The 25,460-nt window shown below is 64.0% G+C and carries 18 protein-coding genes; 5 read left to right on the forward strand and 13 right to left on the reverse strand.

The window, feature by feature from the left end:
- Nucleotides 1–89: 89 nt before the first annotated feature.
- The 6 genes from HU825_RS06020 to uvrD form a co-directional block, all read right to left on the reverse strand.
- The gene (locus HU825_RS06020; protein ID WP_008567270.1) at nt 90–710 is read right to left on the reverse strand and encodes a formate dehydrogenase subunit gamma; all 621 of its coding nucleotides are present in this window, start codon (nt 708–710) and stop codon (nt 90–92) included.
- A 63-nt stretch (nt 711–773) separates the two neighbouring features.
- On the reverse strand, nt 774–1,709 hold the full coding sequence (gene fdxH / locus HU825_RS06025) for a formate dehydrogenase subunit beta (RefSeq protein ID WP_054094137.1): 936 nt from the start codon (nt 1,707–1,709) through the stop codon (nt 774–776).
- Complete coding sequence (gene fdnG / locus HU825_RS06030; RefSeq protein WP_152947568.1) at nt 1,709–4,783, reverse strand: formate dehydrogenase-N subunit alpha; 3,075 nt, start codon at nt 4,781–4,783, stop codon at nt 1,709–1,711. Before fdnG ends, fdxH begins: the two co-directional genes overlap by 1 nt.
- 270 nt (nt 4,784–5,053) lie before the next feature.
- Nucleotides 5,054–5,896, reverse strand: a complete 843-nt coding sequence (locus HU825_RS06035) for a Tim44 domain-containing protein (RefSeq protein WP_234303122.1) — start codon at nt 5,894–5,896, stop codon at nt 5,054–5,056.
- A gap of 150 nt (nt 5,897–6,046) precedes the next feature.
- Entirely contained in the window at nt 6,047–7,141 is a 1,095-nt protein-coding gene (locus tag HU825_RS06040) for a TRAP transporter substrate-binding protein (protein WP_234303123.1), read from the reverse strand.
- A 38-nt stretch (nt 7,142–7,179) separates the two neighbouring features.
- A complete protein-coding gene (gene uvrD, locus HU825_RS06045) occupies nt 7,180–9,369 on the reverse strand; it encodes a DNA helicase II (protein ID WP_138300832.1) in 2,190 nt (729 codons plus the stop codon).
- A gap of 242 nt (nt 9,370–9,611) precedes the next feature.
- On the opposite strand from uvrD, the gene HU825_RS06050 reads away from it, so the two are divergent.
- From HU825_RS06050 to HU825_RS06070, 5 genes are all read left to right on the forward strand, one after another.
- Nucleotides 9,612–12,473, forward strand: a complete 2,862-nt coding sequence (locus HU825_RS06050; protein ID WP_234303124.1) for a putative bifunctional diguanylate cyclase/phosphodiesterase — start codon at nt 9,612–9,614, stop codon at nt 12,471–12,473.
- 138 nt (nt 12,474–12,611) lie between these two features.
- Entirely contained in the window at nt 12,612–14,687 is a 2,076-nt protein-coding gene (locus HU825_RS06055; RefSeq protein WP_234303125.1) for a type VI secretion system Vgr family protein, read from the forward strand.
- The gene (locus tag HU825_RS06060) at nt 14,684–15,538 is read left to right on the forward strand and encodes a DUF4123 domain-containing protein (RefSeq protein WP_234303126.1); all 855 of its coding nucleotides are present in this window, start codon (nt 14,684–14,686) and stop codon (nt 15,536–15,538) included. The genes HU825_RS06055 and HU825_RS06060 overlap by 4 nt, the downstream gene beginning before the upstream one ends.
- The gene (locus tag HU825_RS06065; protein ID WP_081973359.1) at nt 15,535–16,287 is read left to right on the forward strand and encodes a hypothetical protein; all 753 of its coding nucleotides are present in this window, start codon (nt 15,535–15,537) and stop codon (nt 16,285–16,287) included. The genes HU825_RS06060 and HU825_RS06065 overlap by 4 nt, the downstream gene beginning before the upstream one ends.
- The gene (locus tag HU825_RS06070) at nt 16,253–18,439 is read left to right on the forward strand and encodes a lipase family protein (protein ID WP_234303127.1); all 2,187 of its coding nucleotides are present in this window, start codon (nt 16,253–16,255) and stop codon (nt 18,437–18,439) included. The genes HU825_RS06065 and HU825_RS06070 overlap by 35 nt, the downstream gene beginning before the upstream one ends.
- Before the next feature lie 105 nt (nt 18,440–18,544).
- Here HU825_RS06070 and yegQ read toward each other — a convergent pair whose 3' ends face one another.
- The 7 genes from yegQ to ectA form a co-directional block, all read right to left on the reverse strand.
- Complete coding sequence (gene yegQ / locus HU825_RS06075; RefSeq protein WP_234303128.1) at nt 18,545–19,915, reverse strand: prephenate-dependent tRNA uridine(34) hydroxylase TrhP; 1,371 nt, start codon at nt 19,913–19,915, stop codon at nt 18,545–18,547.
- Nucleotides 19,916–20,038: 123 nt separating this feature from the next.
- On the reverse strand, nt 20,039–20,257 hold the full coding sequence (locus HU825_RS06080) for an HP1242/YdcH family protein (protein ID WP_043298762.1): 219 nt from the start codon (nt 20,255–20,257) through the stop codon (nt 20,039–20,041).
- A 185-nt stretch (nt 20,258–20,442) separates the two neighbouring features.
- The gene (locus HU825_RS06085) at nt 20,443–21,873 is read right to left on the reverse strand and encodes an aspartate kinase (protein ID WP_234303129.1); all 1,431 of its coding nucleotides are present in this window, start codon (nt 21,871–21,873) and stop codon (nt 20,443–20,445) included.
- Nucleotides 21,874–22,013: 140 nt separating this feature from the next.
- Nucleotides 22,014–22,922, reverse strand: a complete 909-nt coding sequence (gene thpD / locus HU825_RS06090) for an ectoine hydroxylase (RefSeq protein WP_102829164.1) — start codon at nt 22,920–22,922, stop codon at nt 22,014–22,016.
- Nucleotides 22,923–22,983: 61 nt separating this feature from the next.
- Nucleotides 22,984–23,385 (reverse strand): ectoine synthase, encoded by a 402-nt coding sequence (locus tag HU825_RS06095; protein WP_043298767.1) that lies wholly within the window; start codon nt 23,383–23,385, stop codon nt 22,984–22,986.
- 10 nt (nt 23,386–23,395) lie between these two features.
- Nucleotides 23,396–24,673: a diaminobutyrate--2-oxoglutarate transaminase gene (gene ectB / locus HU825_RS06100; protein ID WP_234303130.1), complete on the reverse strand. Its 1,278-nt coding sequence runs from the start codon at nt 24,671–24,673 to the stop codon at nt 23,396–23,398.
- Complete coding sequence (gene ectA / locus HU825_RS06105) at nt 24,670–25,185, reverse strand: diaminobutyrate acetyltransferase (protein WP_043298772.1); 516 nt, start codon at nt 25,183–25,185, stop codon at nt 24,670–24,672. Before ectA ends, ectB begins: the two co-directional genes overlap by 4 nt.
- Nucleotides 25,186–25,460 lie beyond the last annotated feature (275 nt).

Raw genomic sequence — 25,460 nt, forward strand, 5'->3', positions numbered from 1 at the left:
AGCATAGCCCGTGGGGGTTGCTGCATGCGTAAAGCGCACGGCGGCCGCCAACGGTATTCGCCGGCGGCCGCAGCGATGCGGCGCGGGGCTTACTTGCGCTCGTTGATCTCGCGGTACCAGGCCCGATGGTGCTTGCGCGCCCAGGCACGGCTGACCGTGCCGTAGAGCATGGCGCCCATCGAACCCTTCAGCCAGATCGCGGCGTAGATGTGCACGATGATGCTGACGATCAGCACGAACGCGGCCGCGGCGTGCAGCAGGCTCGCCCAGCGCAGCGTGACGATGCCGAACGCGCCAGCGAAGTACTCCCGCCAGATGACGATGCCGCTGAGCAGCAGCACCAGCATGCAGACGATCAGCGTCCAGAACAGCAGCTTCTGCCCGGCGTTGTAGCGCCCCACTTCCGGCAACCGGTCTTCGCGGTTGTTCACCACGTCGCCGATCTGCCGCAGCCACTGGCGATCGCGCGGCTCGATGCGGTTATGCCCGGCAAAGCGCAGCGCCAGCACCAGGAACAGCACGAACATCGCCACGCCGATGAACGGATGCAGGATGCGCGTCCAGGTGCCGCCGCCGAACAGCCCGGAAAGGCCGAACAGCGCCGGATGGAACAGCGCCAGCCCCGACAGTGCGGCGAGCACGAAGAGGATGGCGACGGCCCAGTGATTGGATCGCTGGGACGGTGTGTAGCGTTCGATTTGGTTATTCATAGCTGGCTCCTTGAGCATTCGGCAGCCCCGGGAAAGACGGCCCTGCGTACAGGGCCGCATTCGTCAGGGACGAGGCTCCTTCGGATCGACCACATGCACCGTCGGATCGACCTTGTGCACGACCGGTTCGCTGAGTTCGCCCTCGGACTCCTCCTCGACGCGCACCGGACCGACACGCGTGTAATGGAAGAACCCGGCCAGCACCGCCGCGCCCATGCCGAGCAGGGCCAGCGGCTTGGTGATGCCTTTCCACAGGCTGACCAGCGGACTGATGGTCGGCTCGTTGGGCAGGGCGCTGTACAGGGACGGCTGGTCGGCGTGGTGCAGGACGTACATCACGTGCGTACCGCCCACGCCGTCCGGGTCGTACAGGCCGGCCTTGTCGAAGCCACGCTCCTTCAGGTCGGCGATTCGTCCGGCGGCATGTTCCTTCATATCCTCCTTGCTGCCGAAGACGATGGCGCCGGTTGGACAGGTCTTCACGCAGGCCGGCTCCAGGCCGACCGAAACGCGGTCGGAGCACAGCGTGCACTTGTAGGCCTTCTTGTCCTTCTCGGAGATGCGCGGAATGTTGAACGGACAGCCGGTGATGCAGTAGCCGCAGCCGATGCACTTGTCCTGGTTGAAGTCGACGATGCCGTTGGCGTACTGCACGATCGCGCCGGGACTCGGGCATGCCTTGAGGCAGCCCGGCTCGGCACAATGCATGCAGCCGTCCTTGCGGATCAGCCATTCGAGGTTGCCGCTGTCCGGGTTCTCGTACTCGGCGAACTTCATCACCGTCCACGACTCGGCGGTGAGGTCGATCGGGTTATCGTAGGTTCCCGGGCTGGTGCCAACCTCGTCACGCAGGTCGTTCCATTCCGAACAGGCGACCTGGCAGGCCTTGCAGCCGATGCACTTGGAGGTGTCGATCAGCTTCGCCACTTCGCCGATCTCGCGGATCGACGGCCGCTCGGTGGTCGTGGCGGAGCGGGCAATCACGTCTTGAGTAGCCATCATGCCTTCTCCACGTTGACCAGGAACGACTTGAACTCCGGCGTTTGGGTGTTCGCGTCACCGACGAACGGCGTGAGCGTATTGGTCAGGTAGCCGTTGCGCGCCAGCCCGGCGAAGCCCCAGTGCAGCGGGATGCCGATCTGGTGCACGGTCTTGCCGTCCACCGTCAATGGCTTGATGCGCTTGGTCACCACCGCAACCGCCTTGATGTAGCCGCGGTTGGACGACACCTTGACCCGTTCGCCCGCGGCGATGCCCAGTTCCTTGGCCAGCACTTCGCCGATTTCGACGAACTGCTCGGGCTGGGTGATCGCATTGAGTCGGCAATGCTTGGTCCAGAAGTGGAAGTGCTCGGTCAGACGATAGGTGGTCGCCGCGTAGGGGAATTCCTCCGCGGTGCCGAACAGCTCCATGTCGTTCTTGAAAACCCGCGCGGCCGGGTTGCTGATGGCCTGCGGATTGTCCGGGTGCATGGGGTTGCGCCCGATCGGCGTTTCGAACGGCTCGTAGTGCTCGGGGAAGGGCCCCTCGTTCATCTTGTCCACGGCGAACAGTCGTGCCACGCCTTCCGGGTTCATGATGAACGGGTTCATGCCGGCTTCCGGTGGCGAGTCGACCTTGAAGTCCGGCACGTCGGTGCCGCCCCAGCTCTTGCCGTTCCACCACACCAGGCGCTTCTTCTCCGGATCCCACGGCTTGCCGGAGACGTCGGCCGAGGCGCGGTTGTAGAGGATGCGCCGGTTGGCCGGCCACGCCCAGGCCCAGCCGAGAGTCTGGCCCATGCCATACGGGTCGGCGTTATCGCGTCGGGCCATCTGGTTACCAGCCTGGGTCCAGGCACCGCACCAGATCCAGCAGCCGCTGGCGGTCGTGCCGTCGGCACGCAGCTGACCGAAGCCGGCCAGTTGTTCGCCGGCCTTGGCCAGCACCGCGCCCGTGGCCGGATCGGTCACGTCGGCCAGCGCCTTGCCGCTGAACTCGCGGGCGATTTCCTCGCTGCTCGGCTCGTCGGGGCGCAGATAGGGCCAGTCGATGTTGAGCAGCGGTTCAGCGTAGGCGCCGCCTTCCTTGCGATACATCTCGCGCAGGCGATGGAACAGGCCGCCCATGATCATCACGTCGGTTCTGGCCTGTGCCGGCGGCTCGGCCGCTTTCCAGTGCCATTGCAGCCAGCGCCCGCTGTTGACCAGCGAACCGTCTTCCTCGGCGAAGCAGCTGGTTGGCAGACGGAACACCGTGGTCTGGATGCTGGCGGTGTCGACGTCGTTGAACTCGCCGGCGTTGCGCCAGAATTCGCTGGTCTCGGTGACCAGCGGATCCATGATCACGAGGAACTTCAGCTTGGCCAGCGCCGCGCTGACCTTCGCCTTGTTGGGGAACGAGGCGATCGGGTTGAAGCCCTGACAGAAGTAACCGTTGACCTGACCCTGGTACATCATGTCGAAGTACTTGAGGACGTCGTAGCCGGGAATATCCAGCTTCGGCAGCCAGTCGTAGCCCCAGTTGTTCTCGGCCGTGGCGTTGTCGCCATACCAGGACTTCATCAGGCTGACGTGGAACTTCTCGTAGTTCTGCCAGTACGACAGTTGCCCGGGACGGATCGGCTTGGCGGTGCGCTTGGTGATGTACGCCGCGTAGTCCTGTTCCGCGTCCTGGGGCAGGGTGAGGTAGCCCGGCAGCAGGTTGGACAGCAGGCCGAGGTCGGTCAGGCCCTGGATATTGGAGTGACCGCGCAGAGCGTTCATGCCGCCACCGGGCATACCGATGTTGCCCAGCAGCAACTGCACCATCGCACCGGTACGGATCATCTGCGAGCCGACCGAGTGCTGGGTCCAGCCCAGGGCGTACATGATGGTCATCGCCTTGCCGGGTGCGGACGTCTCGGCAATGGTTTCCCAGACCTTCAGCATCTTGTCCTGCGGTGTGCCGCAGATGTTGCTGACCACGTCCGGTGTATAGCGGCTGTAGTGCTGCTTGAGCAGCTGGAAGACGCAACGCGGATGCTGCAGCGTCGGATCGACCTTGGCGAATCCCTGCTCGTCCAGCTCGTAGCCCCAGGAGGATTTGTCCGGGTAGCTGCGCTTGTCGGCGTCATAGCCGTTGAACAGGCCGTTCTCGAAGCCGAAGCCTTCCTTCACGATGAACGAGACGTCCGTGTAGTTGCGCACGTACTCGTGCTGGATCTTGTCGTTCTCCAGCAGGTAGTTGATCAGGCCGCCGAGGAAGGCGATGTCGGTCCCGGTACGGATCGGCGCATAGAAGTCGGCCACCGAGGCCGAACGGGTGAAGCGCGGATCGACCACGACCAGCCGTGCCTTGTTGTGGGCCTTGGCTTCGGTCACCCATTTGAACCCGCACGGATGCGCTTCGGCGGCATTGCCGCCCATGATCAACACCAGGTCCGCATTCTTGATATCGGACCAGTGGTTGGTCATGGCGCCACGGCCAAACGTCGGGGCAAGACTTGCCACCGTCGGGCCGTGTCAGACACGTGCTTGGTTGTCGAATGCCAGAATGCCGAGTGAGCGAACCACCTTGTGGGTGATGTAGCCGGCCTCGTTGGACGATGCCGAGGCGGCGAGAAATCCTGTGGTCAGCCAGCGATTGACGGTCTGGCCTTTGTCGTTGCGTTCGACGAAGTTGGCGTCGCGATCTTCTTTGACCAGCTTGGCGATGCGGTCGAGGGCTTCGTCCCACTCGATGCGCTTCCACTCGTTGCTGCCGGCCTCGCGTACTTCCGGGTACTGCAGGCGGTTCGGGCTGTGGACAAAGTCCAGCAGGCCGGCGCCTTTCGGGCAGAGCGTGCCGCGGTTGACCGGATGGTCGGCGTCGCCTTCGATGTGGATGATGTTCTGGGAGACGTTCTTGCCGCCACTGCCCTGGCTGTACATGATCAGGCCGCAGCCGACCGAGCAGTAAGGACAGGTGTTACGGGTTTCCCGCGTGTTGGTCAGCTTGAAATGCCGAATCGACTCGGCGTAAGCCGTGGGCGGCGCCATCCCCAACGCCGCCATGCTCGACGCCCCAAGGCCTACACCGCAGACCTTGAAGAACTGTCGACGATTCATATCCATCGTGGTTCTCCTTCTTTCAGGCTCGTGCGCCAGTACGTCGCTGACGCCTGCTGGCAGTGTAGCCAAGACTGGACGGATTGAAGAATTAATTAGACTTTTTGGCGATGAATGAACCTAAATTCCCTTTTATTAAGAAATAAAAAAAGGTTCTTTACAGCATCGGCAACACTGAACCTGACGTTGGTTATTGCACCGCATGCTGTTCGCTGTTAACCGCGACAGCGCCCAAAAAAAACCCGGGACAAGCCCGGGTTTTTGTCGTCATACGCTTCAGGCGTTCTGGCGGATACCAGCCACCAGCCAGGGCTGGTTTTCACCCTGGGCACGTTCCATGCGCCAGCTTTCGCTGAACGCTTCGCCCTGGTCGAAACGCGAGGTCTTGGCGACGCCGCTGAAGGTCAGCGTGGCGACCGTCTTCTCGGCGTTGTCGTCGACGCCCTCGAGCTGGATTTGCAGATCGTCGATATAGGTCGACTGATAGGCATCACCGATCTCGGCGCGCTCCTGCTTGAGGAAGCCCAGCAGCTGCGGGGTGACGAACTCGGCGATCTTGTCCATCTCGTTGGCGTCCCAGTGCTGCTGCAGCGCCAGGAAGTGCTCGCGGGCCGCGGCGACGAAGTTCTGCTCGTTGAACCAGGCCGGCGCGTTGATTACCGGCGCGGCGGCAATCGGAGCCGCACTGCCGCCGAAGATCGAGGTCGGCTGCTGCGGCATCTCGCGCTGCATCGGCGCGTGACCGGCCATGGCCGGCTGCTGCTGGCGGCGACGGGCGGCGAGGAAACGGAACAGCAGGAATGCAATCAGACCGAAGATCAGGATATCCATGAACTGGATGCCCTCGAAGCCGTCGCCCATGAACATCGAGGCGAGCAGGCCGCCGGCGGCGAGACCGGCCAGCGGGCCGAGCCAGCGCGAAGCACCGCTGGGTGCAGCGGCGGTTTGTTTGCCGGCTTGGGTCGGCGCGGCCTGGGTCTGCTGAGGCGCCTGGCGCGTCTGGTGGCTCGGTGCCGAGCCGAAGCTCTTGCCGCCGCCGAAGCGCTTGGCCGCCGTGGCGTCGAGCGCGAAGGTCAGGCTGATACACAGCGCCATGAAAATGCTAAGCACACGTTGCATTGAGTGTTCCCGCTATGAAATGAAGAGGTACGCGCGCCATCCTGCCGAGCTGGGCAGGTGTTGGCGAGGGGCAGAATGTTACCGGCTTTTGCGTGCGGCGGTTGGTCGCGCCGTGCCGCGCCGCGGGTGCGGCCGGCCGGCGAGGCTGGCTCAGCGCCAGTCGTAGAGTTCCTTTTCGGAAATCGCGTGCATCGCTTCGGCTTGCGCCTGGAAGGCTTTCATCGAGGCCCAGATGCGGCCGTTCAGCTCGCTCTGCGCCGCCAGCTCGCCGAGCACCTGCTCGGCCTCGTTGCGCATGGCTTGCAGCACGTCGTCCGGGAAACGCTTGAGCTCCACGCCCTGCTGCTTGAGCTGATCGAGCGCCAGCGCGTTGTGATAGGTGTAGTCGTCGAGCATGTCGCGGCTGGCGGCGCGGGTCGCTTCGGTGAGGATCGCCTGCAGGTCCGCTGGCAGCTCGTCGAAGGCTTTCTGATTGACCAGCAGCTCCAGCACCGCCTGCGGCTCCTGCCAGCCGGGGTAATAGTAGTAGCGCGCCGCCTTGTGCAGGCCGAAGGCCAGGTCGTTGTAAGGGCTGACCCAGTCGGTGGCGTCGATCGCGCCGGTCTGCAGCGCGGTGAACACCTCGCCGCCGGGCAGGTTGACGCTGGTCGCGCCGAGGCGCGTGAGGACTTCGCCGCCGAGGCCCGGCATACGGATCTTCAGACCGCGCAGGTCGTCCAACGCGTTGATTTCCTTGTTGAACCAGCCGCCCATCTGCATGCCGCTGTTGCCGACCACCATCGGCAGCACCTCGAACGGTGCATAGGCTTCTTCCCAGAGTGCCTGACCACCACCCTTGCTGAGCCAGGCGTTCATTTCGATGGCGGAAAGACCGAACGGCACCGAAGTGAAGAACTGCGCAGTCGGCACCTTGCCTTTCCAGTAGTAGGAAGCGCCGTGTCCTAGCGCGGCAGTGCCCCGGGAGACGGCGTCGAAGACCTCGAGCGCGGGCACCAGCTCGCCGGCGGCATAGACCTTGATGGTCAGGCGGCCGCCGCTCATGGTGGTGACGCGTTCGGCCAGGCGTTCGGCCGAGGTGCCCAGGCCCGGGTAGTTCTTCGGCCAGGCGGTGACCATCTTCCACTGATAGGTCTTGGCCGGTTCGCTGGCGGACTGGCCCGTGGCCGGCGCCTGCTCGTCCTTGCAGCCGGTGAGGAACAGGCCGGCGAGCAGGGCGGCGGCACCGAACAGATGGCGGCGTTTCATGGGAAATGAAGGTCCTTGGTTCTTGTGGAAATCTTGACTCAGAGCGCTTCGAGCTTGGCGTAGCTGAGCATCAGCCACTTGCTGCCTTCATCCTCGAAATTCACCTGCACCCGTGCCTGGGCGCCGGAGCCTTCGAAGTTGAGGATGGTGCCCTCGCCGAACAGCGCATGGCGCACGCGCTGGCCGAGGTTGAACGGGGTGTCCGGCACGCCGGCACCGTCGAACAGCGAGCCGCCGCCCATGTTCTTGCCGCTGAACGAGCGCGTCACCGTGTTGCTCAGCCGCACTTCCTGAATCAGCGCCGGCGGGATCTCGCGGACGAAGCGCGAGACCTTGTTGTAGGTCTCGCTGCCGTACAGCCGGCGCGTTTCGGCGTAGGTGATCACCAGCTGCTGCATGGCGCGGGTGATGCCGACGTAGGCCAGGCGGCGTTCCTCTTCCAGGCGGCCGGACTCCTCCAGGCTCATCTTGTGCGGGAACAGGCCTTCTTCCATGCCGACCAGGAACACCAATGGAAACTCCAGACCCTTGGCGCTGTGCAGCGTCATCAGCTGCACGCTGTCCTCGTGGTCGCCGGCCTGCTGCTCGCCGGCCTCCAGCGAGGCGTGGTCGAGAAAGGCTGCCAGCGGTGACTGGACGTCGTCGTCCTCTTCGCTGTAGTTGTCGAAGGCGCGCGCGGCGGACACCAGTTCCTCGAGGTTCTCCACCCGCGCCTGGGCCTTCTCGCCCTTCTCGTCGCGGTGGTAGGCGAGCAGGCCGGACTGTTCGATGACCAGCTGCGCCATGCTGTGCAGCTGCATGCCCTCGACCTTCAGCGCGAGGGTGTCGATCAGTTCGACGAAGCCGTTCAGCGCGCTGGCGGCGCGGCCGGAGACGAGCTTGGTGCCGACCGCCTGGTGCAGCGCCGCCCACAGCGAGATCTCCTCCTGGCGCGCCAGTTGGCGCAGGGTCTCGACGGTCTTCTCGCCGATGCCGCGCGCCGGCAGGTTGATCACCCGTTCCAGCGCCGCGTCGTTGTGACGGGTCTGGATCAGGCGCAGGTAGGCCATGGCGTTCTTGATCTCGGCGCGCTCGAAGAAGCGCTGGCCGCCGTAGATGCGGTAGGGAATCTTCTCGCGCAGCAGCGCCTCTTCCAGCACCCGTGACTGGGCGTTGGAACGGTAGAGGATGGCGATTTCGCTGCGACTCAGACCGTCGCGGATGGCCTTCTCGATGCTCTCGACCACGTAGCGCGCTTCGTCGTGCTCGTTGAAGGCGGCGTACAGGCTGATCGGCTCGCCTTCGCAGCCCTCGGTCCACAGCTCTTTGCCCAGGCGGCCCTGGTTGTTGGCGATCAGTGCGTTGGCGGCCTTGAGAATGCAGGCGGTGGAGCGGTAGTTCTGCTCCAGACGGATGGTCTCGGCGTCGGGGAAATCCTGACTGAACTGCTGCAGATTCTCGATCCGCGCGCCGCGCCAGCCGTAGATCGACTGGTCATCGTCGCCCACCACCATCAGGCTCTCGCCGCCGCGGGCCAAGAGGCGCAGCCAGGCGTACTGCACGGCGTTGGTGTCCTGGAATTCGTCCACCAGCACGTGGCGGAAACGCCGCTGGTAGTGCTCCAGCAGGCCCGGATGATTGCGCCACAGGTCGAGGGCACGCAGCAGCAGCTCGGAGAAGTCGATCACCCCGGCGCGGACGCAGGCCTGCTCGTAGGCCTCGTAGATCTTCAACTGGGTGGCGAGGAACAGGTCGCCGCCGGCCTGGATGTTCTGCGGGCGCAGGCCCTCGTCCTTCTGCGCATTGATCCACCACTGCGCCTGGCGCGCCGGCCAGCGCTGCTCGTCCAGGCCGAGCTCGCGGATTACCCGCTTGACCAGCCGTTGCTGGTCGTCGGAATCGAGAATCTGGAAGTTCTGGTCCAGCTTCGCTTCCTGCCAGTGGGCGCGCAGCAGGCGGTGCGCGAGGCCGTGGAAGGTGCCAACCCACAGGCCCTGCGGGTTCACATGCAGCAGCTGCTCGATGCGCTGACGCATCTCCGCGGCGGCCTTGTTGGTGAAGGTCACCGAGAGGATCGAGTGCAGCGAGGCGCGTTCGACCTGGTGCAGCCAGGCGATGCGGTGCACCAGCACGCGGGTCTTGCCCGAGCCGGCGCCGGCCAACACCAATTGACGCCCCAGCGGCGCGGCCACGGCCTGGCGCTGGGCATCGTTGAGGGAGTTCAGGAGGAGAGAGAGATCGTCATGCATCGCGGCATTCTATGGGAAATGCCCGCGCTGCGCTCGCCCGGCGGTCCTGGCCGGCAGTCGGGCGTCGAGCGGAGGTCCGGCTTCGCGCTAATGGCTGATTGACAGCATTACCGTCGGTCAGCCAGCTTTCCGGTTGTCACAAATTTGCCAATTCGGATAGGTCTTAGCGATGGCAACATGCCATTATCGGTCGCTTCCAACCGCCGTCGACCACCTCGGGGATCATTACAAGAACAACAGCCATGACCGATTCCGTTCGCTCCCTAGACGCCTTCTCTGCCAGCGATGCCACCAGCGCTGACCTCAGACTGCCCATACGCCACGAGGGAGTCGAACGCACTCGCTTGCTGTATCGGGGGTCGCGCATCCCGGCGCTGCTCTCGCTGGTCGCCAGCGTGGCGTGCGTGCTGCTGCTGTGGTCCGAACGTGGCGGTATCGAACTGGGTGCCTGGTTCCTCTGGATGGTCGTGCTCGGCCTGCTCTGGCTGCGGCACGTCAACGCCTTCAGCCAGGCCTCCGGTAGCGAGCAGGCGGCGCCGTCGTGGTATCGATGCTTCCTGCTTGGCAGCGCGACTTCGGCGCTCAGCTTGAGTTATGCGATGGTCGCGCTGGTACCGCCGGCCGATTTTCTCCAGCAGGCGCTGCTGTACGGCCTGATCGGCTCGGTGGTGGTGGTCGCCAGCGTTGCCTACGGCGTCAGCCTGCCGGCGTTCCTCAGTTTCGCCGTACCCTGCCTGTTGCCGGCCGGGCTGTACATGCTCACCGCTGCTGATCCGCAGCAGCAGGGCTGGGGCCTGCTGGCGCTGATCGTGCTGGCGACCCTCAGCCTGATCGCCTGGCAGATCAGTCGGCTGGTCGGCGACGGCCTGACCCAGCGCGTGCAGCGCCTGGTGCTGATCGAGCGGCTGGGCAGCGCGGCACGCCGTGCCGAGCAGCTGAATGCCGAACTGGCGCGCGAAGTGGAACAGCGCCGCGCTGCCGAGCGGCAGCTACGGCGTGCCTACGACGGCCTCGAGCAGCGCGTCGCCGAGCGCACCGTAGAACTCGCGCGGGTGGCCGACGAACTGCGGCAGAGCGAAGCGCGCCTCAGTCTGGCGCTGGAGGCCAGCGAGCTGGGCCTGTGGGACTGGGACCTGGCGCTGGGCAAGGTGCATTACTCGCGCCTGGAGGTGTCCTTCGAACTGGACGCCCGCCAGCGGCCGGACGCCGAGGGGCGACCGCTGCCCGACCTGCACCCGGACGATCTGCCCGGCGTGCGCGCCAAGCTCATCGCACACCTCAAGGGCGAGACCGAGTTGTACGCCGTCGAATACCGCGCGTTGCGCGCCGATGGCAGCCACCTGTGGGTCGAGGATCGCGGGCGGGTGATCAGCCGCGACGCCGACGGACGCGCGCTGCGCATGCTCGGCACGCGTCGCGATATCAGCGACCTGCGCCGCCAGGCCGAACAGCAGCGGCTGGCGGCCACAGTGTTCGAGGCCGCGGGCGAAGGCATGGTGATCATGGATTCGCGCTTCCGCATCCTGGCGATCAACGATGCCTGCTGCGCGCTGTCCGGCTTCAGCCGCGAGGAGTTGCTCGGGCGCAGTGCCGCACGGCTGGCCGGTTCGGCGGAATCGCAACGGCGCTACGCGGCGATGCGCGAGGCCCTGCAGCGCGACGGCAGCTGGCAGGGCGAGCTGCTGGAGGTGCGCAAGAACGGCGAGGTCTACCCGCAGTGGCTCCAGCTGCGCGAGGTGCGCGACGCGCTGGGCGGTATCTCCCATGTGGTCGGTTTCCTTTCCGACCTGACCGTGCGCCGCCAGGCCGAAGAGCGCCTGCGCTACCTGATGCATTACGACAACCTGACCGGGTTGGCCAACCGCAGCCTGCTCAAGGAGCGCCTGCACGCCGCCTGCCTGCGCGCGCAGCAGAGCGGACGCACGCTGGCGGTGCTGTACATCGACCTGGATCGTTTCAAGAATCTCAACGAAAGCCTCGGCCACGAGGCGGCGGATCGCCTGCTTGGCGAGATGTCGCGCCGCATCAGTCAGACCCTGGCCGAGGCCGATACCATCGCACGGCTCTCCGGTGACGAATTCGTCGTGCTGCTGGAGGGCTACGGCAGCCTGTCGAGCCTCGCTCATCTGGGCAGCCGCCTGCTGACGCGGGTGCGCAAGCCGGTGACGGTCGCAGGGGAGGAGCTGGTGATCAGTGCCTCCATCGGCGTCAGCCTGATGCCGGACAACAGCCGCGACGCCGTGACCCTGCTGCGCCAGGCCAGCCGCGCGATGCAGCAGGCCAAGCATCTGGGCGGCAACACGCTGCAGTTCTTCACCGAGCGCGCGCAGCGAGCGACCATCGATTACCTGCAGATGGAGAATCAACTGCGCAAGGCGCTGGTAGAAGGGCAGCTGGAGGTGTTCTATCAGCCGCGGCTGACCCTGCTCGACGACCGCCTGGAGGCCGCCGAGGCGCTGGTGCGCTGGCGCCATCCGCAGCAGGGGCTGGTGGCCCCTGCGCAGTTCATCCCGCTGGCGGAGGAAACCGGGTTGATCATCCCGCTCGGCGAGTTCGTGCTGCGCGAGGCCTGTCGGCAGGCGCGCGAATGGCAGCGCTCCGGCCTGGCGGACATTCGCATCTCGGTGAACCTGTCCGTCAAACAGCTGCGCCAGGGCAACTTCGTCAGTCTGGTACGCCAAGTGCTGGAAGAAACCGGGCTGCCGGCGTCGATGCTGGAGCTGGAGCTGACCGAGAGCCAGCTGCTCGATGACATCGACAACGCCATCAACATCAGCCGGCAGCTGCGTGCGCTGGGCATCAAGCTGGCGATCGACGATTTCGGCACCGGCTATTCCTCGCTCAGCTACCTCAAGCGCTTCCCGGTGGATTACGTGAAGATCGACCGCACCTTTATATGCGAGCTGGAGCATTCGGCCGAGGACGCGGCGATCGTCCGCGCAATCATCGCGATGGCGCACAACCTGGAACTGCAGGTGGTGGCCGAGGGCGTGGAAACCCAGGCACAGATGGATTTTCTCAAGGACCAGCGCTGCGACGAAATCCAGGGCTATCTCGTCAGTCGCCCGGTGCCGGCGGCCCAGCTCGCCGAACTGCTGGGTTAGTCGGCGGCACAGATCGCGAGGTTTTTTGCGCGGTAAGAAGCGTGATTCCGATCATGCGGTCGTCCCGCCATCATTGAATCGGGCATCGAGGTCGTTCAACCTTCGGCCTTCGCCTGACTCAAGGATGGAGGCCAAGGCATGCTGGATGCCAATCAAGCGCATATCACCCTCGCCGTTGCCGGCGTCGAAACCGACCTGCAAGTGCTCAGTTTCGAAGGCCACGAGAAACTCAACCAGCCCTACCGCTTCGACATCGAAGTGGTCAGCGAGCGCCCCGATCTCGATCTCGAAGCCCTGCTGCATCGCCCGGCGTACCTCGCGTTCGGCCCGGCCCGCAAGGGGGTGCACGGGGTGTTGCAGCGCGTCCGCCAGGGTGAATCGGGCAAGCGCCTGACGCGCTATAGCCTTAGCCTGCGCCCGCAGCTGGCCTACCTGGCGCACAGCCACGACCAGCGCATCTTCCAGCATCTCGGCGTGCCACAAGTCATTGCGCAGGTGCTGGAAGCCCACGGCATCCAGGCCGACGCGTATCGCTTCCAGCTCGGTCATTCGTATCCCGAACGCGACTATTGCGTGCAGTACGACGAAAGTGATCTGCGCTTTATCCAGCGACTGTGCGAAGAGGAGGGCATCAGCTTTCACTTCCAGCACAGCGAATCCGGCCATGTTCTGGTGTTCGGCGACGATCAGACGGTGTTCGCGAAACTGGCACCGCTGGCCTACCAGCAGGATTCCGGGCTGGTCGCCGAGCGTACGGTCGTCAAGCGCTTCGGCGTACGCCTGGAGACTCGCAGCAGCCACGCCAGCCTGCGCGATTACGACTTCGAGCAGCCCAGACTGCGGTTGGAAGCCGGCCATGGCAGCGAGTTCGCGCCGATACTGGAGGCCTACGACTATCCCGGGCGCTTCACCACCCGCGAGCGCGGCAAGCACCTGGCCAAACGCAGCCTGCAGCGCCTGCGCGCGGACTACGAGCTGGCCGAGGGCGCCAGCGACGCCTATCTGGCCAGCGGTCACTTCCTTGCCCTCACCGATCATCCGCGTCCATCGTGGAACGATCTCTGGCTGCTCACCGAGGTATTCCATCAGGGCCGACAGCCACAGGTGCTGGAAGAGTCGATCAGCACCGCCACAGCGGACAGTGGCGACGCCGACTTCAATCAGGGCTATCGCAACCACTTTGCCGCCACGCCGTGGGATGTCTTCTACCGCCCGCCGCGCGAACATCCCAAACCCAAGGTTCTCGGCAGTCAGATCGCAGTGGTCACCGGTCCGGTGGGCGAAGAGATCCACTGCGACGAGTACGGCCGCGTGAAGGTCCAGTTCCACTGGGACCGCATCGGTGCGGCCGACGACAAGACCAGCTGCTGGTTGCGCGTCAGCTCCAGCTGGGCCGGCGACCGCTACGGCGGTATCGCCATTCCGCGGGTCGGCATGGAGGTGCTGGTGACCTTCCTCGAAGGTGACCCCGACCAACCACTGGTGACCGGCTGCCTGTACCACAAGGAACACCAAGTCCCCTACGACCTGCCGGCGAACAAAACCCGCACGGTGTTCAAGACGCTCAGCTCGCCCGGCGGTGGCGGCTACAACGAACTGCGCATCGAAGACCGCAAGGGCGCCGAGCAGATCTATGTCCACGCCCAGCGCGACTGGGACGAGAACATCGAGCACGATCAGAAGATCCGCGTCGGCCACGAGCGTCACGATACCGTGGAAGCCAGCAGCTACAGCGAGTTCAGGGCCGAGGAACACCGCACGACTCACGGCGACCGCAAGACCGAAGTCAGAGCCAGCGATCACCTCATCGTCGGCAACACCCAGCACGTCCGAATCGGCAGCGGGCAGTTCATCGAAGCCGGCGATGAGATCCACTACTACGCCGGCAGCAAGGTCGTTATCGACGCCGGGATGGAACTCACCGCCAGCGGTGGCGGCAGCTTCCTCAAGCTCGACCCCAGTGGCGTTACGGTGAGCGGCGCGACGATCAAAATGAATTCCGGTGGCGCACCCGGTAGCGGCTCGGGGCTGAAGGTGCTTGCGTCCGCCCTGCCCAATGCGGCGGGCAAGGCCCGCGCCGGCGCCAAGCCGAAGCTGGCGCTGGCCAACACCCAGCTGATGATGGCACGCAAGGCGCGGCAGATCGGCGCCAGCCGCTGCCCGATCTGCGAAGCCTGCAGAGACGGCGTCTGCGACACGGGGCCGAGCGCATGAACGAGCCCCTGTACCAGTGGCTCGATGACCAGCGGGCGCAACAGCGACAGCTGCTACTCGTTATCGACAGCCTGGCCGAACCCAATCCCGTTCAGGAGCTGTTTGCCCGCGACCTGATGCACGATTACGTCAATCTCTACCATGCAACCGAGTTTGCCGACCTGGCGGATATCGGTCCGTGGCTGGTTGCCTTGAGCGAGTTCGAAATCGCGCGGATCCAGCCGTTGCTCGATGCGCCCGAACGCAACTGGGGCTGGTTGGCCAGCGCCGACCGCGTCGAGCTGCCTGTCCTCGCGCAGCATTGGCGCGAACGTATGCAGGTAGATGATCAGGGACAGCGCTCGCTGTACCGATTCCAGGACAACCGGGTCATCGCCCGTCACCTTGCCGAGCTTGCAGCGCACCAGCAACCGTTGCTGCTGGGGCCTCTGGCGAGCGCCCTGTGCTGGGATGGTGAGCACTGGCGGTGTTTCGATAACCCGCGCCCGGGACAGTACGCTGCACCGTTCGAAGCCGCCTGGTTGGCCCTGCCCGAACCGGACAGGGTCGTGCAGGAGATCCATCGTCATAACCTGACGCTTTGGCTGTGGCAGAACCATGCGGCGGCCACCGCGCGCCTCGCCGAAACTCGCGTTCTCAGCGATTGGCTGAGTGAGCAGCTGGATAAGGCCGAAGTCTGGGGATGGCGGTCGCTGGAACACCTACAGTTCCTGCTGCGTTACCAGCTCGACCCGGAACTCGCGAACCATCCCGCCTGGATTCCCGAAGAACGGGAATCGCCTGAAATGCATTTCGCCAGGCTCAGCCAGATGCTGCACGCCACTTCTACTGCTCGGGATCAACAGTTATGAATCATTACCTCAAGGCATCCCGCATTCATGTGCTCTCACCCTTGCTGCTGGGACTCTCCCTGAGCGCCTGCAGTGCACTGGGTTCGTTCGGCGGTGAATCCTTCATTTTTGAAGGGGAGTTACCGGCCGATTTCTCGCTCAAGGCGCAAGCGGAATATGACGCCGCCGATTCATGCAATGGCCGCAGCCAAAGCAAGACATTCAAGACGGATTATGAAAGCGCTCCGCATCAATATCGTTTCAAGATTCCGGTCAATTACCGTTCCGGCTTATGCGAAATGCAACTGGCAAAAGTGAAACTGACCATAAACGGACGTTATGGCGAAAAAGAGTGGCAGCAAACCTATGACAACGGGGGATTGGTCATAGTCGATAAACTTCCGCAAGGCGCTTCGGCCTTCCAGGCAAACGGGTCGTTTACCAAAACTGCGAAATGTTTGTGGTTGTTTCAGCTAAGTAAGGCGAAATCGCGACAAGGCGAGATTAGCAAGCTTTTGAGTTGCAAGGGGGCAGGAGGTCATCTCGTATCCAATCAGCTTGCACAAAAAAACGTACGGTTAAATTTTGACGTAAGCAAGGAAGAAAAACCGTATATGAGGGGGTATTGGCTAAAGACTATGCGCGGTTGGAAGCCCTGTACTGGGCGTTGGGGGACGAGCTTTGAAGAGCTTTGTATGGACCCGCCGCAGTTTCGCACGTTTATGATGAACGGTCGTGAATGCGCCGTTTACCCAAATTGCATTGAGTGATTCAGGGATGAATGCTTCTCTTAGTTCTTCCAGGCTTAATTGTCCACTTCGCCGCGAGTGGGTCAGCTTTCGTTTAGTAGATGAACATGGGAGTGGCCTACCTTTTGCCGGCCTTGCTTACCAATTGCAAGATAGCCTCGGACAGCGATACACGGGTGCGTTGGATAGTGACGGATATGCCCGCGTAGAACAGCTCCCTTGCGGCCTGATCGTATTACAGCTATTGGATAGCTATGTGGGTAGCGACTATTGGTATGCGGCTATCTCCCGCCGGGAAAAATTCACGCTCCCCTTAACTGCTCTGCAAGTAGCGGCTGAACAGGTGCCTTCTGGGCCGCGTCGTACAGACGGAAAAACCTATCTAGCGGAAGCGCGTGCATCACAAGAGAAAGCTCGTTTTTTTCGAGTCGAAGTTAGGGATTTCGCTAAGGCTGCTGGCCATCTACCCGAGGCAGACAAGACATGGCAGCCGCGCCCTCCAGCCATTCCCAAACGAAATGTCGGTTTGCCGGAAGAGCAACCGGGAATCGTGTTAATGGCAGAAAGCGCGCATTACGTACTCGAAGTCAAAGCCCTGCGCGCCTATAGCCCACTGTTTTCTAGGGATAAGGACTTCTGTGCGTTGAACGCCTATCACTTGGCGGTGATGAGCGCCTTTGTCTACGCGCCGTTCAGCAAGGAGCCGGGATCGTTCGAGCGTTATGAATCGTCGCCGCCACCCTACACGTCTCCCGGCAGCATCGGTCATGTGTTGCAGAATCAGTTGGGACGCCTGGTTAAGCCAACACAATTTAACGCCGCCGGGCCATACCATTTGCTCTGTGAGGAGGTGCCTTATTCCAAGCGCCTGGAAATCATGCCGTACGATCCCGAGCGCTATGTGACGGAGGCGGAGGAGGGCTGGAAGAACCCTGAGGACGTGCACTTTCTCTACGACAAGGATTCCAGTACCCAGGCATTCATCACCCACAACGACAAGATCGTGCTGATTTCGGTGCGCGGCACCCAAGAGATGCTCGCCGACACGGGACGTGATCTGGACGCGCGCCAGGTGCCCTATGAGGGCATAGGCCAAGCCCACCGCGGCTTCCATGGCGGCTTCCTCGCGGTGAAGCCTTTTGTCGAGCGCTATCTGGAAGCGTTCTACACCGCCGAACACACGCTCATCGTCTGCGGCCACAGCCTCGGTGGTGCTATCGCGCTGCTGCTGGCGGAATGGCTTCGTCGAAAGTGGTCCGACGACGTTCAGCTCTATACCTACGGCGCACCTCGCGCCGGCGACCGTGCGTTCGTCCAGGCAGCTCAAGCGCTGACCCACCATCGCATCGTCAATCACGACGATCCCATCCCGGCCTTGCCGCTGCCTTGGATGGATGCCGAGTGGAAGCTGGCGCTGCCCGGTACCGCGCTACTGTTCAGTTCGCCGGTGGCCGGCATCGTGCTGTTGCTCGCGGGATTGGTGAACCTGCACGGCGATCCGTACGAGCATCATGGTGAGCAGCGGCACTTCATGCCGCGCAAGCTGGGCGGCGGAAGCGAGGCAGCCATTCTCTGGCAGCCGGGCTGTGCGCTGATCGACGAGCAGACCTGTGCGCGCTACATGGGAGAGATCGCCCTCGACGGGGATATGCCAGAGCGTGTTCCGCTGTCCGGCGCGCATCACTCGAGCGATAGCGGCTACGCCCGCGCAGCCTTGACGACGCTGCTGCGCTGGCATGACAGCGTCGAGAAACGCCAGGGCGCATTGTTCACCGACAGTGAAGTTCGCGATATCCACGCCCAGGTGAAGGATGTCCGGCAGCTCCTCGAGAGTTGGCAGCCGCGCTCCTTCAACGAGTTCCGCTGGAAGGTCCGGCGCAGCGGCGACATGCGCTTCTATGGCAAGAGCGATCTGGAGCTGCGCGCCATCTACGCCGACGCGCTGCAGAAAGGCGAGCAGCTTCGCAACGAGCAGGAACAGGCTTTGTCGCGAGCGCAGCAGCGTCTGCTGGCTCAGGCCGCGCGGGTGGTTACGCCGCGCAGCGTCCTGGGTGAATTTGCCGGGCGGGCGGACGTGGGCGAACTGTTCGCCCAGTGGCAGACCCTGAAAGAGCACCAGGCGGCGCAGAAGCTGGCGGGAGTCGTTACTAAAACGACACCCAGCTACGCCTAGCGGCCCGACGCGGTTGGTCGACTGCCGGCGCGCTCGCGGAAACCGGGCGCGCCGAACACGGGGCCGGAATTATCGGTTCGCCTGCCGATGGCAGTACGTGCCGACTTACCCTCTCGTCGTGCCGCTCTCCAGTTCGCGCATCAGCAGGGCGTATTGCAGCGCCACGCCTTCCGGCACGGGCAGGTAGACGGTGTGGCCGTCGCCCGGCGCCACGTCGATGGCTTCGCCCCGGCTGTTTTCCAGCCGCTCCAGGCGCAGGTTGAGGTTGCCCTGCGGGGTCATCAGCTCCAGCCGGTCGCCGACGGCGAAACGGTTCTTCACTTTCACCTCGGCCAGGCCGTTGCGGCGTTCGCCGGTCAGTTCGCCGACGAACTGCTGGCGTTCGGAGAGCGAGAAGCCGCGCTCGTAGTTCTGGTATTCGTCGTGCACGTGGCGGCGCAGGAAACCCTCGGTGTAGCCGCGGTGGGCCAGCGATTCCAGCGTGTCCATCAGCGACCTGTCGAACGGCCGGCCGGTCAGGGCGTCGTCGATGGCTTTGCGGTAGACCTGAGCGGTGCGCGCCACGTAGTAGTGGCTCTTGGTGCGGCCCTCGATCTTCAGCGAGTGCACGCCCATCTGCACCAGCCGCTCGACGTGCTGCACGGCGCGCAGATCCTTGGAATTCATGATGTAGGTGCCGTGCTCGTCCTCGGTGGCCTCCATGAATTCGCCGGGGCGCGAGACGTCTTCGAGCAGGAATACCTTGTCGGTCGGCGCGCCGACACCCAGGGTCGGGTTGTCCTGTGCCTCGACCTGCTGCACGGCGATGGGCTCGTAGAGGTGGACCGAGTTGCCCAGTTCATCCTCCTTGGCCTCGTGGGTCTTGTATTCCCAGCGGCAGGCGTTGGTGCAGGTGCCCTGGTTGGGGTCGCGCTTGTTGATGTAGCCCGACAGCAGGCAGCGGCCGGAGTAGGCCATGCACAGCGCGCCGTGAACGAAGACTTCCAGCTCCATGCCCGGCACCTGTTCGCGGATCTCGCCGATCTCCTCCAGCGACAGTTCGCGCGAGAGAATCACCCGGCTGACGCCCTGGCTTTCCCAGAACTTCACCGTGGCCCAGTTCACCGCGTTCGCCTGCACCGAGAGGTGGATGGTCTGCTGCGGGAAATGCTGGCGCACCAGCATGATCAGCCCCGGGTCGGACATGATCAGCGCGTCCGGGCCCATCGCCACCACCGGCTCCAGATCCCTGATGAAGGTCTTCAGCTTGGCGTTGTGCGGGGCGATGTTGACCACCACGTAGAACTGCTTGCCCAGCGCATGGGCCTCGTCGATGCCCAGCTTGAGGTTGGCGTGGTCGAATTCGTTGTTGCGCACGCGCAGGCTGTAGCGTGGCTGCCCCGCGTAGACCGCGTCGGCGCCGTAGGCGAAGGCGTAGCGCATGGATTTCAGCGTGCCGGCGGGTGACAGCAGCTCGGTACGGCGGGTGGTACTCATGGGGGCGGGACTCGCAGGGGCATCGAAGCGCGGCATTCTACTGCGCTCGTGCCCGGCGTGCGCGGCCAATGGGCGGATCGGCGGTCGTGCAGGGCGCCCCGTCTGGCGGAACGCCCGCTGGCCTCAGGTAGGCGATGCCTCCTTGAGCATCTCGTAGAGGCGGTCCTTGAGCTGCAGTTTTTCCTTCTTTAGGGCTTCGACTTCGCTGTCGGTGCCGGGGATGATGCGCGCCTCGATGTTCTTGACGCGCTGGTCCAGCTCGTTGTGCTCGTCGAACAGGCGGGCGAACGTCCGGTTCTCCGCCTTCAGGCGGGTGATCAAATCGCGGTATTCGGGGAACATGGCAACTCCTGCTGCATGGGGGAGCGGGTGGACAGGCGCTACGGTCTACGCGAACCGTGACCTGCCGCCTGTTTCCATGGTCGTCCCGCCCTGTGCCGGCGGTATTGATCGGGGTCATGCGCCGATAGCAAAGGCCAGACAGCAAAACGCCGGGGCGTGCCCGGCGTTTCGACCACCTGCACGGCTCAGGCGGCGGCGATCACATCGCCATGGTTCTCCGGCTCGATCAGCGCGCGGTGCAGCGCGGCGATAGCGGCGGCGTAGTCCTCCTCATTGACCACGCACTGCATCTCCACCTGGCGGATCGACTGGTGCAGCGCCTGGATACTGATGCCGGCCTCGGCCAGCGCGGTGGCGGTGCGTGCGAGGATGCCCTTGACCTTGAGGTTGGAGCCGATCGCCGACACCACGGCGACGTTGTGCATGGTCACCTCGGCCGCCGGGAAGCGCTCCTCGATCAGCCGCGCGGCGCGGTTGATCGCCTTGCGCGAGCCGCTGACGTAGTAGGTGATGCTGTTGGCGTCGCAGCCCTTGTTGATCACGTACAGCTTGAGCTGCTTGAGCAGCTTGCTGATCTCGATGTCGTGTTCGGGGTCGCCGAGCATTTCCTGGTCGAACACCTCGATGCCGAAGACGTCCTTGCGTCCGGCGATGATTTCCACGCAGGGCCGCGCGCTGCAGTAGTCCTGGCTGATCAGCGTGCCGCCGTGCTCGGGCTCGAAGGCATTCTTGATGCGCAGCTCGATGCCGGCGCGGCGCAGCGTGCGCGCGGCACGCGGGTGGATCGCCTCCATGCCGAGGTTCGACAGCTGGTCGGCGACGTCGTAGTTGGTGCGGCCGATGGTGACCACCTTGTCGACGCCGACCAGATTCGGGTCGGCGCTGGAGAGGTGGAACTCCTTGTGGATGATCGCCTCGCGCGCGCCGGTGGCGGCGGCGATCTGGGCGAAGGTGATCTCGCTGTAGCCGCGGTCGAAGGTGTTCATCAGGCCCTCGGCGCAATGCGCGTAGCCGGTGGCGATGATCAGCTCGCGGCTGAGATCGAGGTCGGCGAAGCTCTGCGCGATCATCGTCTCGAACGGCAGCGGCTTGTCCAGCTGCCAGCCGCTGAGGTCGACCAGCCGCGCGTTGATGTCGCGCTGCCGCAGCGCCAGCACGCTGTTGAACGCGCTGTGCGCCTCGCCGAGCGAGGCGAGCATTTCGCGCACCTTCATCAGGTTCTCGCTGAGCTGGAAATGGCCGTAGCTGCATAGCTTGTGCAGGCTGTCCATGCAGTCGCGGGCGTCGTTGATGCGCTCGTTGACGAAGCGATCGGCGGCCTGCAGTTCGGGCGTGCCGGTGAACAGCTCGGCGTTCTTCTCCAGCATGCGCTGGCGCACGGTCTCCAGCGCTTCGCGCCAGGCTTCGTCGTTGTGGGCTTCGGCGAAGCGTTGATAGACGCCCGGCTCGCCGGTCTTCTTGTGCTCCAGCAGCAGATTGGTCATGCCACTGTAGGCCGAGACGACGAACACACGCTGGTACAGCGCGTCACCCTGGCGCGAGCCGATGAAGATGTTGTCGAGCAGTTCGTCGAAGCGGCTCATCGACGTGCCGCCGATCTTTTCCACGGTATGCATCTATTTATTACGTCCGCATCTGGCAGGCCGCTGGCAGGCCGCGCGCGGAAGCGCCGGCGGTCAACGAGCTGGAAATGGATTCATCCCCCGGCCGTGTGGCACGGCCGAGGTCGGGTCGTCATCAGACGCACCCGAACGCCTCAAGGATACTGTTGCGGCTGAATGTCGAGCGGCTTGAATGTCTCACGCTCGGCGACGAACGCCGGGCGCGGCTTCTGCGCGCAGAACGGAGCCAGCACGGCATTATCCACATGGTTGTAGACGTAGAACAGATTGCTCCGCGCACTCGGGGTGATATTGCCATTGGAGCCGTGCATGGTGTTGCAGTCGAAGAACACCACGCTGCCGGCGGGGCCGGTGGCGCAGTCGATGCCGAAACGGCTGGCCAGCTCGCTCAGGCTGTTCTGGTCGGGCACGCCGATCTCCTGCTTGCGCAGGGATTTCTCGTAGTGGTTTTCCGGCGTGGCGCCGACGCAGCGCACATAGTGGCGGTGCGAACCGGGCATCAGCATCAGCGGGCCGTTGTGCGGCTCGTTGTCGGTCAGCAGGATCGAGCAGGACAGGCAGCGCATACGCGGCATGCCGTCCTCGATGTGCCAGGTTTCGAAATCCGAATGCCAGTAGAACTCCTTGCCGCTGAAGCCCGGTTTGAAGTTCATTCGCGACTGATGCACGTAGACGTCGCCACCGAGAATGAAGCGGGCGATGCCGGCGATGCGCTCATCGGCGGCGACGCGGGCGAACAGCGGGTTGTCCTTGTGGATAGCGAACACCGAGCGGATCGCGCCGCTGTCGGGTTCCTGAATGGTCTTGCCGGAGTCGGCGACGGCCGGATCCTGGCGCATGCGCTCGAGTTCGGCGCGAAACAGGGCCACTTCCTCGGCACTGAACAGCTGGGGGATGACCAGGTAGCCGTCGCGCTCGAAGCGTTCGATCAGCTCGGCGGCGATCGGCGCGTTCTCCAGGTCGCTGCGGTAGACGACCGGGTCCAGACGGTCCTGCCAGCGCGGCTGGTTCTCGTGGCGCGAGGGATACAGGTCGGCTTGCATAGGCTGCACGCTTGCCTCCTTTCTTGTCGTGGCGGGGCGGCATGCTGGCCGCCCCGGTGAATCAGACGGTTGCGGCCTCCAGCGGATAGACGCCGCTGGCGTCATGCACTTCGCGGCCGTTGAGGGGCGGGTTGAACACGCAGGCCAGCTTCATGTCCTCGCTGCCGCCTCGCAGCAGGTGCTCGTCATGCTGGTCCAGCACGTACAGCGTGCCCGGCTCGATCTTGTAGATCTTGCCGTCGGCGAGGGTTTCGATCTCGCCATTGCCGCTGATGCAGTACACCGACTCGAAGTGGTTCTGGTAGTGGATGTGCGTCTCGCTGCCGGCGTAGATGGTGGTGATGTGGAAGGAGAAGCCGACGTTGTCATCCTTGAGCAGCATGCGCGTGCTGTCCCAGGTGCCGGTCTGGCTGTGGACCTTGCGTTCGGTCTTTTCGCATTCGGCGAGGGTTCTGACGATCATGTGAAATACCTCAGGAAGCCTGGTTCGCGGTCTGTTCGCTCATCACGGCGGCGAACGCCTTGTCGAGGATGGTAAGTGCCTTGTCGATCTGCCCGTCGCTGATGATCAGCGGGCAGAGACACTTGACCACTTCGCTGTGGGCGCCGCTGGTCTCGATCACCAGACCGCTGTCGAAGGCGTGACGGCAGACGGCGGCAGCGATCTCGCCATCCGGGCAGCTGATGCCGAGCATCATCCCGCGGCCCTTGAGAAACAGCGAATCCGGGCCGTGGCGGCGGATGATGCGCTGCATGCCGTCGGCGATGCGCTTGCCCTTGGCTTTCACGCCGCTGGCGAACGCGTCGTTCTGCCAGAAGTGCTGCAGCGCCGCCGCGGCGGTGACGAAGGCGTGGTTGTTGCCGCGGAAGGTACCGTTGTGTTCGCCCGGCTGCCACTGGTCCAGCTCCTGGCGCAGCAGCACCATGGCGAACGGCAGGCCGTAGCCGGACAGCGACTTGGACAGGGTCACGATATCCGGCTGGATGCCCATTTCCTCGAAGCTGAAGAAGCTGCCGGTGCGGCCGCAGCCGGCCTGGATGTCATCGACGATCAGCAGCATCTCGTGCTTGCGGCAGAGCTTCTCCAGCTTGCGCATCCACTCGGCCGAGGCGACGTTCAGACCGCCTTCGCCCTGCACCGTTTCGACGATCACCGCCGCCGGCTTGTCGATGCCGCTGGAGGGGTCGGACAGCAGCTTGTCCATCATGCCGATGGTGTTGGTTTTGTCGCCGAAGTAGTTGGCGTAGGGCATGCGGCTGACATCGCTGAGGCCGGTGCCGGCGCCGCCGCGGTGGTGCTGGTTACCGGTGGCGGCCAGCGCGCCGATGCTGCAGCCGTGGAAGCCGTTGGTGAAGCTGATGATGTTGTTGCGCCCGGTGACCTTGCGCGCGAGCTTCAAGGCCGCCTCGACCGCGTTGGTGCCGGTCGGGCCGGTGAATTGCATGCGGTAGCTGCCCATGCCGCGCGGCTCGAGGATCAGCCGGTTGAAGGTGTCGAGAAAGCGCGCCTTGGCCGCGGTGTACATGTCCAGGCCATGGGTAATGCCGTCGCGCTCGATGTAGTCGAGCAGCGCCTGCTTGAGTACCGGGTGGTTGTGCCCGTAATTGAGCGTGCCGGCACCGGCGAGGAAGTCGATGTAACGCTTGCCGTCGTGGGTGACCAGTTCGGCGCCCTGGGCCTTGTCGAAGACCACGGGGAAGGAACGGCAGTAGCTGCGAACCTGGGATTCGTTCAGTTCAAAGGTGTTCATACGTGCTCCTTGAGCTCTTCTTCTAGGTGGGAAACGGTGAACGGACCGGCGCGGTAGAGCACCTCGTCCTCGTGCTGTCCGGCGAAATGCACGTCGCGGGCGAACAGCGTGCGTGTCGTGCAATTGGCGTCGAGGCGGTCGAAGGCGCGCTTGAACAGCGCCTGCGACGCCGCGTTGTCCGGCGAGATGGTGGTTTCCATGAAACGTACGCCGTGTTCGCCAGCGACGCGGGCGGTCAAGGCCAGCAGCATGCGCAGGGCCAGCCCCTGGCCACGCATCGAGGCGTCGACGGCGACCTGCCAGACGAACAGCGTGTCCGGCCGTGAGGGCGGGCGATAACCGGAGATGAAGCCGACCAGGCGGCCGTCGGCGGTTTCGGCGGCGATGGCGGTGTCGGCGAAGTCGGAGCACTGCAGCAGGTTGCAGTAGACCGAGTTCCTATCGAGGGGCTGGCAGCGCGCCACCAGCTGATGGAGGTTGTAACCGTCGCTGTCGGTTGGACGACGGAGCATTACGGTGGCAAAACTCAAAACAACTCCTTTCGGTTGATACTGTCCTTTTTCAGGGTAAACACATTGAAAAGATTATCTCAACCCGCTGCGCCGATATTGGCCGCGAGTCAGCGGAGATGAACTCGTAGAATATCCACGGATAACGGCAAGTTGCCGAAGGTGATTCAATGTGTTTCACGGTGCCAATTCGAGCGAGATACTGAGGTCGATGCGGAAGTTGAACTTGGTGGTCGCGCAAAGTTCCATGCGAATGGCGCAAAGGTAGGCTGCAGCCC

The organism is Pseudomonas phenolilytica, assembly GCF_021432765.1.
Taxonomy (GTDB): Bacteria; Pseudomonadota; Gammaproteobacteria; order Pseudomonadales; family Pseudomonadaceae; genus Stutzerimonas; species Stutzerimonas phenolilytica.